Annotated in this window: 18 protein-coding genes; 8 read left to right on the top strand and 10 right to left on the bottom strand. The window is 63.5% G+C overall.

From position 1 onward, the window contains the following. Positions 1–2 precede the first annotated feature (2 nt). Genes GTP45_RS23455 through GTP45_RS23445 form a run of 3 tightly spaced genes read right to left on the bottom strand, consistent with a single transcriptional unit; the run spans position 3 to position 2134 of the window. A complete protein-coding gene (locus GTP45_RS23455; protein WP_161016293.1) occupies positions 3–671 on the bottom strand; it encodes a MotA/TolQ/ExbB proton channel family protein in 669 nt (222 codons plus the stop codon). After that, entirely contained in the window at positions 668–1474 is an 807-nt protein-coding gene (dapB, locus tag GTP45_RS23450) for a 4-hydroxy-tetrahydrodipicolinate reductase (protein WP_161016292.1), read from the bottom strand. Before dapB ends, GTP45_RS23455 begins: the two co-directional genes overlap by 4 nt. 15 nt (positions 1475–1489) lie before the next feature. Next, a complete protein-coding gene (locus tag GTP45_RS23445; protein ID WP_161016291.1) occupies positions 1490–2134 on the bottom strand; it encodes an outer membrane protein assembly factor BamE in 645 nt (214 codons plus the stop codon). A 150-nt stretch (positions 2135–2284) separates the two neighbouring features. On the opposite strand from GTP45_RS23445, the gene fur reads away from it, so the two are divergent. Continuing rightward, complete coding sequence (gene fur / locus GTP45_RS23440; RefSeq protein ID WP_161016290.1) at positions 2285–2713, top strand: ferric iron uptake transcriptional regulator; 429 nt, start codon at positions 2285–2287, stop codon at positions 2711–2713. 92 nt (positions 2714–2805) lie between these two features. Here fur and hrcA read toward each other — a convergent pair whose 3' ends face one another. Further along, positions 2806–3822: a heat-inducible transcriptional repressor HrcA gene (gene hrcA / locus GTP45_RS23435; RefSeq protein WP_161016289.1), complete on the bottom strand. Its 1017-nt coding sequence runs from the start codon at positions 3820–3822 to the stop codon at positions 2806–2808. A gap of 29 nt (positions 3823–3851) precedes the next feature. Further along, on the bottom strand, positions 3852–4568 hold the full coding sequence (locus tag GTP45_RS23430; RefSeq protein ID WP_161016288.1) for an HAD family hydrolase: 717 nt from the start codon (positions 4566–4568) through the stop codon (positions 3852–3854). A gap of 57 nt (positions 4569–4625) precedes the next feature. On the opposite strand from GTP45_RS23430, the gene GTP45_RS23425 reads away from it, so the two are divergent. The 3 genes from GTP45_RS23425 to GTP45_RS23415 all read left to right on the top strand — a co-directional run bounded on the left by GTP45_RS23425 (position 4626) and on the right by GTP45_RS23415 (position 7437). Further along, positions 4626–6023: a metallophosphoesterase family protein gene (locus GTP45_RS23425; protein ID WP_371874500.1), complete on the top strand. Its 1398-nt coding sequence runs from the start codon at positions 4626–4628 to the stop codon at positions 6021–6023. Positions 6024–6155: 132 nt separating this feature from the next. Beyond that, positions 6156–6767, top strand: coding sequence for a hypothetical protein (locus GTP45_RS23420; protein ID WP_161016287.1), 612 nt, complete (start codon positions 6156–6158; stop codon positions 6765–6767). 31 nt (positions 6768–6798) lie between these two features. Beyond that, on the top strand, positions 6799–7437 hold the full coding sequence (locus GTP45_RS23415) for a hypothetical protein (protein WP_161016286.1): 639 nt from the start codon (positions 6799–6801) through the stop codon (positions 7435–7437). A gap of 159 nt (positions 7438–7596) precedes the next feature. On the opposite strand, the gene rsmA is transcribed toward GTP45_RS23415, so the two are convergent. The 4 genes from rsmA to GTP45_RS23395 all read right to left on the bottom strand — a co-directional run bounded on the left by rsmA (position 7597) and on the right by GTP45_RS23395 (position 13228). Continuing rightward, on the bottom strand, positions 7597–8370 hold the full coding sequence (rsmA, locus tag GTP45_RS23410; RefSeq protein ID WP_161016285.1) for a 16S rRNA (adenine(1518)-N(6)/adenine(1519)-N(6))-dimethyltransferase RsmA: 774 nt from the start codon (positions 8368–8370) through the stop codon (positions 7597–7599). Next, complete coding sequence (pdxA, locus tag GTP45_RS23405) at positions 8367–9434, bottom strand: 4-hydroxythreonine-4-phosphate dehydrogenase PdxA (RefSeq protein ID WP_161016284.1); 1068 nt, start codon at positions 9432–9434, stop codon at positions 8367–8369. Before pdxA ends, rsmA begins: the two co-directional genes overlap by 4 nt. Positions 9435–9452: 18 nt before the next feature. Next, positions 9453–10904, bottom strand: coding sequence for a peptidylprolyl isomerase (locus GTP45_RS23400; RefSeq protein WP_161016283.1), 1452 nt, complete (start codon positions 10902–10904; stop codon positions 9453–9455). A gap of 77 nt (positions 10905–10981) precedes the next feature. After that, the gene (locus tag GTP45_RS23395) at positions 10982–13228 is read right to left on the bottom strand and encodes an LPS-assembly protein LptD (RefSeq protein WP_371874499.1); all 2247 of its coding nucleotides are present in this window, start codon (positions 13226–13228) and stop codon (positions 10982–10984) included. Between the two features lie 108 nt (positions 13229–13336). Between GTP45_RS23395 and GTP45_RS23390 the strand changes: the two genes are divergently transcribed. From GTP45_RS23390 to GTP45_RS23375, 4 genes are read left to right on the top strand one after another with little or no spacing between them, the layout of a single operon-like run. Next, positions 13337–14380 (top strand): aminoglycoside phosphotransferase family protein, encoded by a 1044-nt coding sequence (locus tag GTP45_RS23390; protein WP_161016281.1) that lies wholly within the window; start codon positions 13337–13339, stop codon positions 14378–14380. A gap of 10 nt (positions 14381–14390) precedes the next feature. Then, positions 14391–15125: an N-acetylmuramate alpha-1-phosphate uridylyltransferase MurU gene (murU, locus tag GTP45_RS23385; RefSeq protein WP_161016280.1), complete on the top strand. Its 735-nt coding sequence runs from the start codon at positions 14391–14393 to the stop codon at positions 15123–15125. Next, entirely contained in the window at positions 15125–16450 is a 1326-nt protein-coding gene (gene pepP / locus GTP45_RS23380; protein WP_229258603.1) for a Xaa-Pro aminopeptidase, read from the top strand. The genes murU and pepP overlap by 1 nt, the downstream gene beginning before the upstream one ends. Then, positions 16443–17582: a UbiH/UbiF/VisC/COQ6 family ubiquinone biosynthesis hydroxylase gene (locus GTP45_RS23375; protein WP_161016278.1), complete on the top strand. Its 1140-nt coding sequence runs from the start codon at positions 16443–16445 to the stop codon at positions 17580–17582. Before pepP ends, GTP45_RS23375 begins: the two co-directional genes overlap by 8 nt. 94 nt (positions 17583–17676) lie before the next feature. On the opposite strand, the gene GTP45_RS23370 is transcribed toward GTP45_RS23375, so the two are convergent. Continuing rightward, a complete protein-coding gene (locus GTP45_RS23370; protein WP_161016277.1) occupies positions 17677–18441 on the bottom strand; it encodes an SDR family oxidoreductase in 765 nt (254 codons plus the stop codon). Positions 18442–18454 lie beyond the last annotated feature (13 nt).

Raw genomic sequence — 18454 nt, 5'->3', positions numbered from 1 at the left:
ATTTACTTCTTGCTCAAGTAGGCGTGCAAGTCGTGGGCAAAAGCATCGAGTTCGGCCAGCGTCAGGCGATTGACGCGGTTGAATCCGTTATACGCCAATACGGCGGGAATCGCCACCGTCAGGCCGATGGCGGTCATGACCAGCGCTTCGCCCACCGGGCCGGCCACTTTGTCGATCTGCACCGTGCCGTGTGAGGACACATTGGCCAGCGCATGGTAAATGCCCCACACCGTGCCCAGCAGGCCGACAAACGGCGCGGTGGCGCCGATGGACGCCAGCAGCGTCAAGCCGCTTTCCAGGCGGTTGGTGGAGGTTTGAATCGCCGCCCGCAGCACGCGCGTGATTTGTGCGGCGCGATCCATCTCGCCGCCCAGCGACGGACGATCCGGCGTTTTCAGCTGGGTCGCGCCCTGCTGCGCCAGCGGCAAAAAGATTTTTTCAGGATCGGCCAGCGCCAGCGCGTTGACGCCATCCTGCATGCTGGGCGCATCCCAGAACGCCTGCACCGCTGGCGCGCTGCGGCGGATGCGCCATGCGGCGTAGGCCTTGGCCAGAATGAAGAACCAGCTCACCAGCGACATCGCCAGCAGCACAAACGCAACCGCGTGGCTGATGGCGTCACCCTGCTCCCAGAAGCGGGTCAGTGTGAATTGGCTGGCGGCGGGATTCATTTGTCGTTCAGTCCCAGCACGTCGTACATATCGAACAGGCCGGTCGGCTTGTCGGCCAGGTAGCGGCAGGCGCGCAATGCACCATGTGCATACGTCACACGGCTGCTGGACTTGTGGCTGATCTCAATGCGCTCGCCGATGCCGGCAAACAGCACCGTGTGGTCGCCAACGATGTCGCCGCCGCGGATGGTGGCAAAGCCGATCGACGATGGATCGCGCTCGCCGGTCACGCCTTCGCGCGCGAACACGCCGTGTTCTTTCAGGTCGCGGCCCAGCGCATCGGCAATCACCTCGCCCATTTTCAGCGCGGTGCCGGATGGCGCGTCCACCTTGAAGCGGTGATGCGCTTCAACAATCTCGATATCGTAGCCGGTCGACAGCGCCTTGGCGGCCTGCTCCAGCAGCTTCATGGTCACGTTCACGCCAACCGAGAAGTTAGGCGAAAACACGATGGCGGTTTTCTTGGCCGCTTCAGCGATGGCGGCTTTGCCGGCATCGTCAAAACCGGTGGTGCCGATCACCAGCTTGATGCCGTGCTCAGCGCAGTATTTCAAATGTTCGAGCGTCGCTTCCGGGCGGGTGAAGTCGATCAGGTACTCGGCGCCAGCCAAGCCCTTGTCGAACGCCGATTCCACCGGCACGCCGGCCGGCTTGCCCAGGAAGGCGGCAGCGTCGGCTTGCTCCGAGCCGGCGCGATCCAGCGCGCCCGACAAACGCGCGTCGTCGGCGTTCTGCACGGCCTCGATCAGGATGCGGCCCATGCGGCCGCCGGCGCCGGCGATGGCGATGTTCATGTGGGTCATGCTGTCAAATCCTTGTTATTTCTTGTCGTTGCTGATCGTCGCGCCCACCGGGTTGTTGGCGGCCGGATTGTCGGTACCGGCCGGCAGCGGCGCGGTCGGCGCCGGCTTGGCCAGCACCGCCTCGGTCTCGGCAGCCTTCTTGGCGTTCGGCGCCGGGCCGGCGATGCGGGCGATGTATTCTTTCTCGGTCGGCAGATTGCCGCCTTCCCAGCGCGCCACCTTGCCGTCCTTGTCGAAGAACACGATCACGCGGCTGGTGGTGATCTCGCCGCTGCCCTTGGCCAGGCGGAAGGCGTAATCCCAGCGGTTGCCGTGGAACGGGTCGGTCAGCAGCGCGGTGCCGAAGATGAAGCGCACCTGGTCTTGCGTCATGCCGACCTTGAGCTGCGCCAGCATCTCTTCCGACACGAAGTTACCCTGCTGGATGTCCGGGCGGTACGGCGAGAAGAACCACATGAAGCGCTGCAAGCGCGTGATGGTGGTGGTTTGCGCGCCCTTGCTGGCGTCCAGCGTTGGCTCGCTATCCTTCACTTCCGTCGATTTCTCGCCCAGCGTGGTTTTGGTCGCGCAGCCGCCCAGCGCCAGCGCTACGCATACGGTAGCGGCAACAGGAGTAAAACGGTGCAACAAAGACTGCGAAAAAGCCTGGGTGACGCGCATAAAAGTCCTCAATCTGGTCGAGCGGATGTGCTGAAAAACGCTATATCATAAAGCACCCGGCACGGGACGGGGCAAATCTTTGTAACCGGATTAGTCGGAGTACGCTAAACTATCGCCTAGCTATCGCCAACCACACTATGAGTCACCAACATGGGTAACAATCCTACCGATCTGAAGGCCAGCGGCCTGAAAGCCACGCTGCCACGCATCAAAATCCTGGATATCTTCCAGAACAGCGAAGTGCGCCACCTGACCGCCGAGGATGTCTACAAAATCTTGCTGGCAGACAACATGGACGTTGGTTTGGCCACCGTGTACCGCGTGCTGACCCAGTTCGAGCAGGCCGGCCTGCTGAACCGCAACCACTTCGAAACTGGCAAGGCCATCTTCGAGCTGAACGCCGGCTCGCACCACGACCACCTGGTGTGCGTCGACTGCGGCCGCGTGGAAGAGTTTTACGACGAGGCGATTGAAGAGCGCCAGCACGCCATCGCCGAAGAGCGCGGCTTCAAGATTGCCGAGCACGCGCTGGCGATCTACGGCAACTGCACCAAGACCGCCTGCCCGCACCGCCCGTAAAATTCGGGGTCAGTTCTGCCAATCGGACACGAGCCCTACCGTAGCGGTCGCTACGGTAGGGCTCGTGTCCGATTGGCAGAACTGACCCCGGTTTAATTGTGGCTCAAGGCATTTGAGAGTAATTTCGCGGTGATATCGACGATCGGTATCACCCGCTCATAGGCCATCCGCGTCGGGCCGATCACGCCCAGCGTGCCGACAATCTTGCCGTTGGCGGTGTACGGCGCGGTCACCACGCTCATCTCGTCCATCGGCACCAGGCTCGATTCGCCGCCGATGTAGATCTGCACCCCGCTGGCCTTGGACGACACGTCCAGCAGCTGCATCAGGCCGGTTTTCTGCTCGAACATATCGAACATCTGGCGCAGCGACGTCATGTTGGACGACAGGTCGCTGACCGACAGCAGGTTGCGCTCGCCCGCGATCACCATATTGTCCGAATCATCGGCCATGGCCTCGCTGCCCGCCTCCACCGCCACCTGCATTAATCGGCCCATGTCGTCGCGCAGCTGGCGCACCTCGTTTTGCAGGCGCGCGTGCACTTCGTCAAACGCCAGTCCGCCGTAATTCTGGTTGATGTAATTGGCCGATTGCACCAGCTGCACCGGCGTGTAGTCCACCTCGGTCAGCAGCAGGCGGTTCTGCACGTCGCCATTCGGCGCCACGATCACCAGCAGGATGCGCTTCTCGCCCAAACGCAAGAACTCGATCTGCTGGAACACCGACTCGCGGCGCGGGCTCGACACCACGCCGGCAAACTGCGACAGCGAGGACAGCATCTGCGCCGCGCTGGTAATCATCTTTTGCGGCTGCGGCGATTGCAGGCGCAATTGCGCGCCCACCGTCTGCTCATCGATGTGCTGCACCGTCAGCAAGGTATCGACAAAGATGCGATAGCCGCGCGGCGTCGGCACCCGGCCGGCCGAGGTGTGCGGGCTGGCCACGTAGCCCAGCTCTTCCAGGTCGGCCATGATGTTGCGGATGGTGGCCGGCGACAAGTCCAGCCCGGAAATCTTGGACAGCGCGCGCGAGCCCACCGGCTGGCCGTCCGCGATATAGCGTTCGACCAGCGCCTTGAGCAAAGTTTGTGCACGATTATCGAGTTGCATACGAAATAACGGTATAGATGTTCTGCTTATTATGCACGGCTATCCTGCATCTGCCCACGTATCCATGCGAGGAGTTCGTCGAAAGTGCTGCAAATGGCGTCCGGCGTGACGCCCGCTTCCAGATGGGCGCTGCTGCCGCTGCGGTTCATCCACACCGCGCGCAGGCCAGCCGCTTGCGCGCCCTGCACGTCCAGCCGCAGGTCGTCGCCGACATACACCGCGTCCTGCGGCGCCACGCCCATGGCCGCGCAGGCGGTCTGGAAAATCGCCGGATCGGGCTTGGCGCTGCCGAACTGCGACGAGGACAGCTTGTACTCAAAGTGGTGATCCATGCCGATCACTTCAAGATCGGCGTTGCCGTTGGTGATCACGCCAAGGCGCAGCATGCCTTGCAGCAGCGGCAGCACCGGCATCACATCGGCAAACGGCACCACCAGGTTGCGCTTGAAGGCAAAATGCTGCATGGCGCCCTCGATGTGGGCGCGGTCCTCGCCGGTCTCGGCAAAAACTTCTTCCAGCGCCTCGCGCCGCAGCTGGTACAGGTCGGCGATCAGCTCGGGACGGCGCTCGAGCAGCGCCATGCGGCGCACCCGCAGCTCGGCCACGCTAAAGGCCTGCGCCACCTTGGGCGCGTGCTGAGCCAGCCAGGCGTGCCAGCTGGTCTCGGCGGCGGCAATCACCGGGCCGATCGGCCACAAGGTGTCGTCGAGGTCAAACAGCAGGGCGAGGGGGCGGCGTGCAGTCATGGCGATATAGGCAAATAAACACCATGGTAACATCAGCATTATTCCGCTGGAGATCCCGTGCTGTTACCCATCCTGAAACGCCTGGCCCCGGCCATGCTGCTGACCGGCTGCGCCGCCATCAATTCACTACCGCCGACTGACTTTACCTCCTACGTCGTGCTGGGCGAATACGGCGCCGCCGTGGCCCGCGTGCTGATCGATGCACCGGCCTGCCCCGCGATCGTCATCGACCAGCGCAGCCAGCCCATGACGCTGCGCGCGCCGGCCCAGACCATCGCGCTGCGAACCACGCCGTTTGCCCCGGCCGATTCCAAGCCGGCCGAATTCCCGCTGCTGACCTGCGAGGCCACGCTGCCGTCCGGCGCTGCCAGCGCCACCGTGCTGGGCCGCCCGCTGCCGCTGCCGAAAGCCGAGCCGCAGCGCATCGTGGTCATCGGCGACACCGGCTGCCGCCTGCAAAAGAGCAGCAATAGCTACCAAGCCTGCAACGACCTCGCGCAGTATCCATTTGCCACCGTGGCCGCGCAGGCCGCCGCGTGGAAGCCCGACCTCGTGATCCACGTTGGCGACTACCACTACCGGGAGAACGCCTGCCCCGAAGGCAACGCCGGTTGCGCCGGCAGCCCGTGGGGCTACGGCTGGGATGCGTGGGACGAAGATTTCTTCGCGCCCGGCGCCCGGCTGCTGGACGCAGCGCCGTGGATCATGGCGCGCGGCAATCACGAAAACTGCCTGCGCGGCGGCCAGGGCTACTGGCGCTTCCTCGATCCGCGCCCGCTGCTCAAGGGCCGCGACTGCAACGCCGCCGCCGATGACGACGTTGGCAACTACAGCGATCCCTACGCCGTGCCGATCGGCCTGTCCACCCAGCTGCTGGTGCTGGACACCGCCAACACCACCTGGAAAGGCTTGAAGCCGGGCGACACCGGCTACGCCAAATACCGCGACCTGTACCGCAAGCTGGACGCGCTGTCGCAGCAGGCGCCGCGCAACATCGGCATCATGCACCACCCGCTGCTGGGCATGGGCGCCGACCGCAAGGCCGACGGCAGCATCGTGCTGCTGCCGGGCGACGCCGGCCTGCAAGCGAGTTTCGGCTCGCTCAACCCGCTGTTGTTCCCGCCGGCGATACAAACCATGCTCTCCGGCCACGTGCACCTGTGGCAGCAGGCCAGCTTCGGCAGCGCCCACCCGAGCCAGTTCATTGCCGGCTTTGCCGGCACCTCGGAAGACATCGTGCCGCTGCCGGAGCGCTTGCCGGCCGGCGTCACGCCGGCCCCGGGCGCCGTGGTCGAGCACTTCAGCTCGTGGGTGGACGGCTTCGGCTTCATGACCATGGAACGCCGCAGCGCCGCCCAGTGGGATGTGGAAGTGCATGATTTACAAGGAAAAATCCGCAACCGCTGCCGCATCGACGGGCGCAAATCCGAGTGCGACGTGGCGCAGGTGAAGTAAGCCGGCGTCACACGCTGTTACATCGATTTGCAGGGCCGGCAGTATCAAATGCACTAAAATACGGCCCACGAGTGTAATATGCTGCCTCCCGTGCGCGCTGCCGGGCCTTATTCGTTTTGGAGAGAGAGTTTTATGAAAAGTTCGTATCTGCGTGCGGGTTTCGCCCTGCTGTGTGCCGCCATCCTGAGCGCCTGCGGCGGCAATGGCGGTAGCCTGCAACTGTCCGGCGGCATCAGCTACGTTGGCCCGGCCAAGGCCGGCTTGGTGCTGATCAATAACAGCAACGGCGAAAAGCTGACCATCGAGACTGGCGCTACCGCCTTCTACTTTACCAAGCTGCTGGGCACCGACGAGGGCTTCGACATCGGCATCCTGACCCAGCCGGCCGGCGCCAATTGCGACATCGTCAACAACAAAGGCACGGCCAACTACTACACCGTGGGCCGCACCGTAGTCACCTGCACCGCCACCCCATTCACGCTGGGCGGCACCATCAAGGGCCTGAAGGGCACCGGCCTGGTGCTGGCTAACGGCGCCGATACCGTCGGCGTGACGCCACCGGCCGCCGCTGGCGCCGACGTGGCCTTCACCTTCCCGTCCAAGGTACCCAATGGCGCCCTGTACGGCGGCACCGTGCTGACCCAGCCTGCGGGCCAAACCTGCACCTTCGACCCGGGCCTGAATCCGGGCACCATGCCGTTTGCCGACCAAAAAGGTCTGATCGTCAACTGCACCAACAACTAAGCCGCCGGCCGTTTAAACTTTGGAGAAATACATGAAATTTTCGTTTGTAAGCGCTGTCGCAGCGCTGGCCGTAGTGGCCGCGCTGGCAGGTTGCGGCGGCAAGGCGCAGTTCACGGTACAAGGCCGTTTTATCGATGGTCAAAACAACTACGTCAGCCTGCCCAATGGCGGCTTGATCCTGAGCAATGGCAACGAGACCATTACCGTGCCGGCGGGCGCCACCAGCTTCAGCTTCCCGACCAAGATCGATTACGGCACCGATTACAACATCCTCGTCGTTAAAAGCGCCGACCACATGGGCTGCGGCGTCACCGGCGGCAGCGGCTCGGCCGGCCATAACGTCAGCATTCAAGCGGTGGTGCAATGCATCCAGAACAGCTACACCATCAGCGGCAACTACACCGGCGTGACCGTGGCTGCCGACGGCAAAACCGCCCGTACCGTGACCCTGATTAACGGCTCGACCGGCGGCTCCGTCACCATCAGCAGCGCCAACGCCACCAACGGCGCCGGCACCTTTGTGCTCAGCGGCGCGGTGTACGACGGCCAAGCCTACGGTGTGACCGTGGTTGATCCGAACAACGGCCTGAGCTGCACGCTGGCCAATGGCACCGGCGTCATGCACGAGATCGCCGTGACCAACCTGCAGCTGACCTGCGTACCGAAATAAGCAGGACAGGAGGAGATATTCAGTATCGGAATAATTGATATTGGGAAAATAAAGTGGATTGATATGCTGTCACGCAGCATACTGCACTTGTCTCCTCCACTTCTTGCAAAGGAAATGGATTTAGCCCGCTAGCTTTAGCGGGCTTTTTTTTTTGCCTGATTACTTGAGCAGCTTGGCCAGCGCGACGTACTGGGCCAGGCCGACGGCTTCCGGGCGGTCGGTGGGGTTGATGCCGGCGGCGATGATCTGCTCTTCCGTGAACATGCCGCTCAGGCAGTTGCGGATCACCTTGCGGCGCTGGGAGAAGGCTTTCTGCACCACGGCCTCCAGCACTTCGCCATCGCACTCGAGCGGCTTGGCGATCGGGATCATGCGCACGATGGCAGAATCGACCTTCGGCGGCGGGTCGAACGCTTCCGGCGGCACCACGAACAGCAGCGACATATCGTAGCGCCATTGCAGCATCACCGACAGGCGGCCATAGACCTTGCTGCCCGGCTCGGCCACCATGCGCTCTACCACCTCTTTTTGCAGCATGAAGTGCTGATCCTGCACCAGCGGCGCGAAGGTCGCCAGGTGGAACAGCAGCGGGCTGGAAATGTTGTACGGCAGGTTGCCGACGATGCGCAGCTTTTGCCCCTCCGGGACAGGAATGCTGGCAAAGTCGAATTTCAGCGCATCGCCCGAGTGCACGGTCAGCTTGTTCGGCGGATAGGCCTTCTCCAGCCGCGCCACCAGGTCGCGGTCCAGCTCGACCACGTGCATGTGCTTGAGGGTGCGCAGCAACTGGTCGGTCATGGCGGCCAGGCCGGGGCCGATTTCAACCATGGCGTCGTCCGGCGCCGGGTCGATGGATTCGGTGATGCTGCCCAGCACGTGCTGGTCATGCAGGAAGTTTTGGCCGAAGCGTTTGCGGGCTACGTGTTGTTTCATTTTTGATTGTCCAAAGAATTGTTGACCATGGCCAGCGCGGCGCTGATGGCGTGCTCCATGCTGCCGGCGTCGGCCTTGCCGAGGCCTTGCGCCGCCAGGTCCAGCGCGGTGCCGTGATCGACCGAGGTGCGGATCAGCGGCAGGCCGAGCGTGATGTTGACGCCTTTTCCAAAGGTCGCGTATTTCAGTACCGGCAGGCCTTGGTCGTGATACATCGCCAACACGCAGTCGGCGTCTTGCAGGTATTTCGGCTGGAACAGCGTATCGGCCGGATATGGGCCGCGCGCGTCGATGCCGCGCGCCTGCGCCGCGGCCAGCGCCGGGGTGATGGTCTCGATCTCCTCGCGCCCCAGGTAGCCGCCCTCGCCCGCATGTGGGTTCAGGCCGCACACCAGGATGCGCGGCGCGGCGATGCCGAACTTGTTGCGCAGATCGGCGTCGAGGATGTCCAGGATGCGCGCCAGGCCGTCTTGCGTGAGCGCTGCCGCCACGTCCTTCAGCGGCAGGTGGGTGGTGGCCAGCGCCACGCGCAGTTGTTCTCCCCCCACGGCCTGCGGCCCGGCGAGCATCATCACCACCTGCGGCGTATTGGTCTTCTCGGCGAAATACTCGGTGTGGCCGGAGAACTTCACGCCGGCGTCGTTGATGGTGCTCTTTTGCAGCGGCGCGGTGACCACGGCTTCAAACCAGCCGGCCTGCACGCCCTCGATCGCGGCATCGAGCGTAGCGAGCACGGCGCGGCCGTTGTCCTTGTCCAGCTTGCCGGGCACCACGTGCGCGCTCAAGGGCACGTCGATCACGCTGATCCGATCCGGGCCGAAATGCGGCAAGCCGCCATTGCGCACCGCCATCAGCGACAGCGCGGACACTTTAATCCCGGGATCGATATCGTTGGCCGTCATGGCCAGGAAAGCAGCGTCGCCCAGCAGCACGCAGTTGACCTCGTGCCGCCGCGCCCACGCTGCGCGGATAGAAATTTCTGGACCGATGCCGGCCGGTTCACCAACCGTCACGGCAATGGCGGGGCGCACTCCCGGGCGCCGTTTGGATAGAGTGGCGCTCATGCGTGCTCCCCTTTCGTCTTACTTGTTCGCAGCGTTGGCGGCTTTGTCGTCGTCGTTGCGGTACTCGACATAAGCGCGGTCGCGCACTTCGCGCTGCCAGCTCTCGGTCGCTTCTTCCAGCTTGCGGTCGCGCAGTGCCTGGCGGGCGTTGTTGCGTTCGCGCTCTTTCGAAACGTCGTCGCTCTTGCGCTCCAGCACCTGGATCAGGTGCAGGCCGAAGCTGGTTTCCACCGGCTCGCTGACTTCGCCGATCTTCAGGTTATTCATGGCCGCCTCGAATTCCGGCATGGTGTCGCCCGGATACAGCCAGCCCAGGTCACCGCCCTTGGAGGCCGAGCCGTCGTTCGACACCAGGCGCGCCAGGTCTTCAAACTTGGCGGCGTTGTTGTCGAGGCGCTCTTTGAGCTCCAGCAGCTTGCGCTTGGCGTCGGCCGCGCTCATGGTCGGCGTGACCTTGATCAGGATGTGGCGCGCGTGGGTTTGCTGCACGGCGGCCACGGCTTGCGCCTCGGCCAGGCTGCGGCGGTCCACCGCCTTCAGAATGTGGAAGGCGCCGGTGCTCTTGATGATAGGCGTCACCTGGCCTGGCTTCAGCTTGGTCAGCGCCTCGGCGAAGATCGGCGGCAGGCGCTCAGGCTGGCGCCAGCCGACCGCACCGCCTTGCAGCGCGTCGCTGGCGTCCGAGTAGGTGGCGGCCATCTTGGCAAAGTCGGCGCCGGTGCGCAGCTGGCGCATGACTTCCTCGGCACGCGCGCGGCGCTGGGCGATCACTTCCGCGGTGGCGTTGTCCGGGATGCGGATCATGATCTGCGAGATGTTGATCTCGAACTGCTCGGCGGCGGCGGCTTTTTCAGCGGCCACAAAGCTGTCCACTTCAGCATCGGAAATCTGGATCTTGGCGTCGACTTCATGCTCGCGCAGGCGCTGCATGATGATCTCTTCACGAATCTCTTCGCGGAAAGCGGCGTACGGCGTGCCGTCTTTTTCCATTTGGTCGCGCAGCTGCTGCACGCTCAGTTTTTGCGCTTCGGCGATACGGCCGATGGCGCGGTCCAATTGCAGGTCGTCCACGCGCACGCCCATTTCCTTGGCCATTTGCAGCTGCGAACGCTCGACGATCATGCGCTCCAGCATCTGGCGGCGCAGGTCGGCGGCCGATGGCATCTGCACGTTCTGCGCCTTCATGCGCGCGGTCACGGTCTTGATGCGGTTGGCCAGCTCGCGCTGGGTGATGACGTCGTCATTGACCACCACCACGATCGAGTCGATCGCGACGTTGCCCGATTCGCCCGGCGGGATGAAGCCGGCGCTGTCTTTCTTGGGAGCCGCTGCGGCGGGTGCCGCAGCCGGGGCCGCAGCAGCGGCAGGCGCGACAGCCGGTGCGGCCGCTGGCTCAGCTTTCTTCTTCGAAGAGAACAGGCTACAACCGCTGAGCGCGGCCGTGCACAACAGGACTGCGAGGAGTTTCATCTGGTACTTACTGGCATTACGCATGTTAAGAACGCTCAAGAGGTGTAAGAAAAAATCAAACCGAAGTGTACATGGAGTTAGCGGCCATAGCCTTCATTCAGGCGCTGGTAGCCGGGGATGCTGCTCTTCATCGCTTCCAGCGGGCTGCCGACGCCGAGATGCGACAGGCCGTTCAGCTCGAGCTGGAAGAAGATCTGGGTCGAGGCCTTGGTCGAGGTGGTCACGAAGCGCTGGGCGCCGGTGCGGAATACCCAGCAATCGGCGTTGTACTCGAGACCGACCAGGCTTTCGAGGATTTTTTTATCCTGCACCGAGTAGCTGATGCGGCCCACGCCATACCAGCGCTGGAAAATCGGCCACTGGCTCGACAGCTCGATATTCTTGAAGCTGTCGCGCAGGTAGCGGTAGCCCAGGTTCAGCACCTTCTTCTGGCCCGGTATCCACTGCGCGGTGTAGCTTTCCGAGACGATGCGGCTCTGGCTCGGGTTGTACTGCACGGCGCTGTCGAAGGCCCAGGTTTCCGAGATGCGACCGGTGGCGGCCAGCAGGATGTCGGAGTGGGCGTCGACCACCGGCGTGCCCGACGCCAGCTGCACCTTCTGGTCGCGGAAGTAGAAGCGCTGGCCGAACGCCAGGCGCAGCGCCTCGGCGCCGTTGGCGTCGAGGAAGCGCGAGGTCAGCGCGGCGGTCAGCTGGTTGGCGTCGCCGATGCGGTCCGAGCCGACGAAACGGTTCTCGCTGAAGATCTGGCTGAAGTTGAAGGTGGCCGCGTCGGTATCGAAGGTCGGGAACTTGCTCTGGTCGCGGTACGGCGTGTTCACGTAGAACAGGCGCGGCTCCAGCGTCTGCGTCATCTCTTTGCCGCCGAATTTGACGTCGCGCTCAAACACCAGGCCGGAGTCGAGCGAGAAGGTCGGCACATTGCGCGACAGGTTCTCGGCCTTCTGCGTGCCGAACGAGTCCAGCTGGTAGCTGGCCATATTCACCATCAGCTTGGGCGTGATGAAGTAGCTCGGTCCGATGATCGGGTAGCTGACTTGCGGGATCGCCACCAGGCGGGTGCCGTTGATCAGGGTCGGGTGGTAGAAGCGGGTCAGCTCGGAGTCGAAGGCCCAGTCGAAGCCGCCCGCCACGTCGTACTGCGCCGCGTGCAGGTTGACTGCCGGCAGGCGGTCGTACGGCCGCGTCACCGTCAGCGATGGATCGACGATCGACTCTGGATCTTGCAGCACCTGGTACTTTTGCACGCGCGCGGTCAGCGTCCAGAACTCGCCGTGGTAATCGGTGCGCAGTTCGCGCAGCAATTGGCGCTCAGTCGAGCTCGATACCGTCTTGGAGAAATCGTTCGGATAGTTGTTATCCGAGGCGGCGCGGAAGTTCCAGCTGTACTCCCAGTCCTTGCTCAAGTCCTGGGTGTGGGTCGAGCGGATCATCCAGCGGTCGCTCTGCACGTCCGGGTTGGCCTTGCCATATGCGCGGTCGTGCGGCAGGTACTCGATGTAGGTCTCGCCGTGGTACAAGCCGCTGTCGGTCTCGCCCAGGTAGCGGCCCAGCGCGCCGAGCTGGAGGCCGCGGTTGCCGATCAGCTTGGGGTACACCGTCAAATCGCGGTTCGGCGCGATGTTGAAGTAGTACGGCACCACCAGCTCGGCGCCGTTCTTGGAGCCGAAGCCCGGCGTCGGCGACAGCCAGCCGGAACGGCGCGCGCCCGACAGCGAGAACGACAGCGCCGGCGTGCCGATGATGGGCACGTCCTTGAAATAAATCAGTGTCTTGCCGGCGGTGCCGACGTCGCGGCCCGAGTCCAGGTTCAGCGTGTCCGACTTCAGATACCAGTCTGGATCCGCGCTCTGGCAGGTGCTGTAGGTGCCGTTGACCACCTGCGCCTCGTCTTCGTTGATGAAGTTGAGGCGCTCGGCCTTGCCCTGCGCATGGTTGGCTTCCAGCTTATAGGTCGGGTTGAGCATATAGCCCTTGCCGGTGTCCATGTTCAGCTTCAACTCGTCGCCGGTGAAATAGTCGCCGAAGCGCCAGATTTTCACGTTGCCGGTGGCCTCGATTTCGTCTTCGACCTGGCGATAGCAGGCGCTATCGGCCTTGACCCTGGTCTTGTCCTTGACCAGCTCCGCGTCGCGCTCCAGCGTGACTTCGCGCTCCGGGCGGCCGCCGATATCCTCGGCCTTGATGACTGTGACGGCGTTCTTGTCTTCCACGCGCGGCGCGCGCTGCTTCGGCGGCCCGGCCTGGGCATAGGCGAACGACGGCAGCGCCGTGACAGTGAAGATGGCGGACAGGGCATACGCCAAGCGATGCGGTTTGGGCATGCGACTCATGAAAAGAAGGAACCAAGCACCATGAAAGGCGATTTTTTAAGTTGAATCCCTTATTATATGGGAATCTTCACCTGACGCCGGTTTCCTCGGCATGCTTCAATGTCTTTATTACAGAATTTAACCTCCGATACACGCCTGCAACTGCTGGTGACCTGGCTGCGCGGCCTGAACGTTGTCGACGTGGACAGCATACGCCCGGCCTCGGCCGACGCCAGCTTCCGCCGCTACTTCCGCCTCGACGTCTTGCCGGAACAGCAAGCCGCGCTGGGCGCGACCCTGATCGCCATGGACGCGCCGCCGGAGCGCGAAAACGTGCTTGGCTTTGTCAAAGTTGACGAAATGCTCACGCACGCGGGCGTGACCGTGCCGCGCATCATCGCTACCGATTACGAAGCCGGCCTGATGCTGTTGTCGGATCTGGGCACCACCACCTACCTGGCCGCGCTGAACCACGACAACGCCTCGACCATGTACGCCGAAGCGCTGGAAGCGCTGGTCAGGTTCCAGATCACCAGCCGCCCGGACGTGCTGCCGGAATACGACCGCGCCTTCCTGCTGCGCGAGATGAACCTGTTCCCCGAGTGGTACATCGGCAAGCACCTGAATGCCACCCTGACCGACAAGCAGACCGCCGAACTGCAAGGCGTGTTCGATGCCATCCTGGCCAATGTCACCGCGCAGGCGCAGGTCTACGTGCACCGCGACTACCACTCGCGCAACCTGATGGTGGTCGATGCCGGCAATCCGGGCGTGCTCGATTTCCAGGATGCGCTGTACGGCCCCATGACCTACGACCTGGCCTCGCTGCTGCGCGACGCCTACGTGTCGTGGGACGAAGAACTGGTGCTGGACTGGGCCATCCGCTACTGGCAGCACGCCAAGGCGCTGGGCCTGCCGGTCAACGCCGACATCGACGCCTTCTACAAGGACTTCGAGTACATGGCGCTGCAACGCCACCTGAAAATCCTCGGCCTGTTCTGCCGCCTGAACTACCGCGACGGCAAGGCCCAGTACCTGGAAGACCTGCCGACCGTGATGGAATACGTGCGCAAGACGGCCGGCCGCTACAAGGATCTGAAGCCGCTGGTGCGTTTGCTCGATCTGCTGGAAGACACCAAGCCGCAAGTCGGCTACACCTTCTAAAGGCCCGCGCATGAAAGCGATGATTTTCGCCGCCGGCCGCGGTGAGCGCATGCGTCCCTTGACCGATACCACGCCAAAGCCGCTGCTGAAAGTGCGCGGCCGTCCGCTGATCGTCTGGCACATCCTGAACCTGGTGAAGGCCGGGATTACCGAGATCGTCATCAACCACGCGCATCTGGGCGATCAGATCGAACAGACGCTCGGCGACGGCAGCCAGTTCGGCGCCAAGCTGCTGTACTCGCGCGAAGAGAAAGCGCTGGAAACGGCGGGCGGCATCGCCAAGGCCCGCGAGCTGCTGGGCGAAGAACCGTTCGTGGCGATTTCGGGCGATATCTACACGCCTTATTTCGACTTCGAGCAGGTCAAGGACGTCTTGCACGACAAGGACATGTGGGGCAATCCCTACCCGGCCGACAAGCGCGACATCTGCTGGCTGTACATGGTGCCGAATCCTGATTGGCACCCGGAGGGCGACTTCGGCATGAACATGTATACGCTGACCAACGACGGTTCGCCAAAATGGACCTTCGGGAACATCGGCGTGTATCGCATGGAGATGTTCGACCGCATCACCGCCGGCGAATACGCCAAGCTTGGCCCGCTGCTGCGCGAATACGCGGACAAGAAACAGGTCGGCGGCGAAGTGTACGAAGGCGAATGGCACAACGTCGGCACCGTCACGCAGCTCGACCTGCTGAACGCCCCGCTCGCAGCGCTGGCGCCGGCCAGCAAGGGCGTGCAGTGATGACGGCCGCTGTCGCCGACTATGTCGCCCGCCGCGCGCGCCTGCTGGCGCAGATGCCCGCAGGCGCGGTGGCCGTGCTGCCGACCGCACCGGAAGTCGCGCGCAACAGCGACAGCGACTACCCCTACCGCCACGACAGCTACTTCTACTACCTGACCGGCTTCACCGAGCCGGAAGCCGTGGTCGTGCTGGTCGCCGCGCAAGGCGAAACGCCGGCCCGCGCCATCCTGTTCTGCCGTCCGAAAAACATCGACCGCGAAATCTGGGACGGCTACCGCTACGGCCCTGAAGGCGCACGCGCCGCCTTCGGCTTCGACCAGGCGCACGCCATCGAAACGCTGGACGAACAAATGGCAACGCTGCTGTCCAACGCGCCATCGCTGTACTACCCTCTGGGCAGCAAGCTCGATGTGCGCGTTGCAGACTGGCTGTCCGCCGTGCGCGCCAAATCCCGCACCGGCGTCACGCCGCCCGCATCCACGGTCGACCTGCTGCCGCTGCTGGACGAAATGCGCCTGCTGAAAGACGACAGCGAACAAGCCACCATGCTGCGCGCCGCCACCATCTCGGCCCAAGCGCACATCCGCGCCATGCGCGCCGCTCGCGTGGGCGTCTACGAATACGAACTGGAAGCGGAACTGCTGTACGAATTCCGCCGCAACGGCGCACAAGCGCCAGCCTACACCTCCATCGTCGCAGCGGGAGCGAATGCCTGCGTGCTGCACTACAGCGCCAACAACGCGCAGTCGAAAGACGGCGACCTGGTGCTGATCGACGCCGGCTGCGAACTCGATGGCTACGCCTCCGACATCACGCGCACCTTCCCTGTGAATGGCCGCTTCAGCGCACCGCAAAAACGCCTGTATGAACTGGTGCTGTCCGCGCAAGCCGCCGCATTGAACGCCATCGCCCCCGGCCTGCCCTACTCCGGTGCGCACGAAGCGGCGGTCAAGGTGCTGGCGCAAGGCATGCTCGATCTCGGCCTGCTGAAAGGCACGCTGGAAGAAATCATCGCCGGCAAGAGCTACCTCCAGTTCTACATGCACGGCACCGGCCACTGGCTCGGCATGGACGTGCACGACGTCGGCCAATACCGCGACGTGACGCAAGCCGACAAGCCATCGCGCGCGCTCAAGCCGGGCATGGTGGTGACGGTGGAGCCGGGCATCTACGTGCGTCCGGCCGAAGACGTGCCGGAAGAGTACTGGAACATCGGCATCCGCATCGAAGACGACGTGCTGGTGACCGCCGACGGCTACACCATCCTCAGCGCCGCTGCGCCAAAGACCGTGGCCGAAATTGAAGAACTGATGCAGCATGACTGAACTTGATTACGACATCGCCATCTGCGGCGCGGGCCCGGCCGGCATGGCGCTGGCGGCGCTGCTGGTGAAGCGCGGCGTGCCTGCGGGCCGCATCGCGCTGATCGATGCGAAGACGCTGGAGCAAGCCGGCAAAGACCCGCGTTCGCTGGCGCTGTCGTGGGGCAGCCGGCAGATACTGGAAGAAATTGGCGGCTGGCCTGCTGCGGCGACGGCCATCGAACAGATTCACGTTTCGCGCCGCGGGCAGTTTGGCCGCAGCCTGATCGACCGCAAGGATTACGGCTTGCCGGCATTGGGCTACGTGAGCCGCTACGGACATCTGGTGAACGCACTGGGCGCGGTCTGCGCACACGCAGGCATCGCCTCACTGCGCCCTGCCCGCGTGATCGCACTGGACGAAAGCGACGACGCAGTTACGCTAACGATTGACGCCGAGGGTACGCCTCAGACACTGCGCGCGGCAATCGTGGTGCAGGCCGAGGGTGGGCTGTTCAACGAACAGCAAACCCGCGCCACCAACCGCGATTACGAACAAACCGCCATCATCGCGCAAGTGCGCAGCACCACGCCGCCACCGCACCGCGCCTACGAACGCTTTACGGAGCAAGGCCCGCTGGCGCTGCTGCCGCAAGATGGCGAGTACTCGCTGGTATGGTGCGTGCGTCCTGAGACTGCGGCCGAGCTGCAGGCGTTGGACGACAGGGACTTCCTGAAAGCGCTAGGCACTGCCTTCGGCGAACGCGTGGGCGCATTCACGCACACCACGCCGCGTTTGGCCTTCGCGTTGGGATTGAATGCTGCGCCGCGCAGCACTGCGCGCACCGTCGCTATTGGCAATGCAGCGCAGACGTTGCACCCGGTCGCAGGTCAAGGTCTTAATCTGGGGCTGCGCGATGTGACCGTGCTGGCGCGCCTGTTGGCGCAAAGTGCAACGCCAGGGACACTGGCGAAATTTACCGAGCAGCGCCAGCGCGACCGCAGCACCACCGTGCGCATCACCGATACCATGGCGCGCATCTTCGCCAACGACAACCCGACCCAAGCCCTGCTGGGATTGTCGCTGGCCGCAATCGACATGATAGGTCCGGCACGCGGGGTACTAGCGGAACTCATGATGTACGGCCGCCGCTAACCACTACCCCGCACGCTTTTAGCGATACGCTGGAATCACCACTTAGGGGTCTGACCCCGTACGGGGTCAGACCCCGCGTGGCCGTGCGGGTTAATCAGGTGCGAGTAATCGAAGCACCACCATCCACCAGCGACGCCGTGCCAGTCACAAACGAAGAATCATCCGAAGCCAGATACAGCACCGAACGCGCCAACTCCTCCGGCTGCGCCACGCGCTTCAGCGCATGCAGGTTGGTGACAAACGAAGTCGACTCCGGCGTGTTATTCATCTCGCGGTACATCTGCGTATCCACAGCACCCGGCAGCACCGCATTCACCCGCACACCCTGCGGGCCGTATTCCGCCGCCAGTGCCTGGGTCAAGCCAATCAAGCCCGCCTTGCTAGCCGCATAAGCCGCCACACCCGGGAAAGCAAAGCTATAGCCAACAAACGTCGAAGTGAAAATCACCGAACCGCCGCCATTTTTGGCCATGGCAGGCACCTGGTATTTCGCGCCAAGGAAAGCACTGGTCAGATTAGCTGCCAGCGTGTCGTTCCAACCCTGCTCCGAAACACCACTGGTCTCGCCCATCTCACCCAGCGTACCCGCGTTGTTATAGGCGATATCCAGCCGCCCATACGCCTCAACAGCGGTCGCAACCAGCTGTGCATTGAACGCTTCAGAAGTCACGTCACCAGCCAGCGCAATGGCTTGACCACCATCAGCCTTGATCTCAGCGACCAGGCTATCGAGTTCCGCTTGACGGCGGGCGGCCACCACCACCTTGGCGCCTTCGGCGGCGAACAGCTTGGCAGTTGCGCGGCCGATGCCGGAGGATGCGCCAGTAACGATGGCAACTTTGTTTTGCAGACGATTCATGTTGGAACTCCTT

This window comes from Duganella rivi, assembly GCF_009857435.1.
GTDB lineage: Bacteria > Pseudomonadota > Gammaproteobacteria > Burkholderiales > Burkholderiaceae_D > Rugamonas > Rugamonas rivi.
The sequence above is the reverse complement of the archived record's forward strand: the minus strand, read 5'-3'. Positions and strand labels throughout refer to the sequence as shown.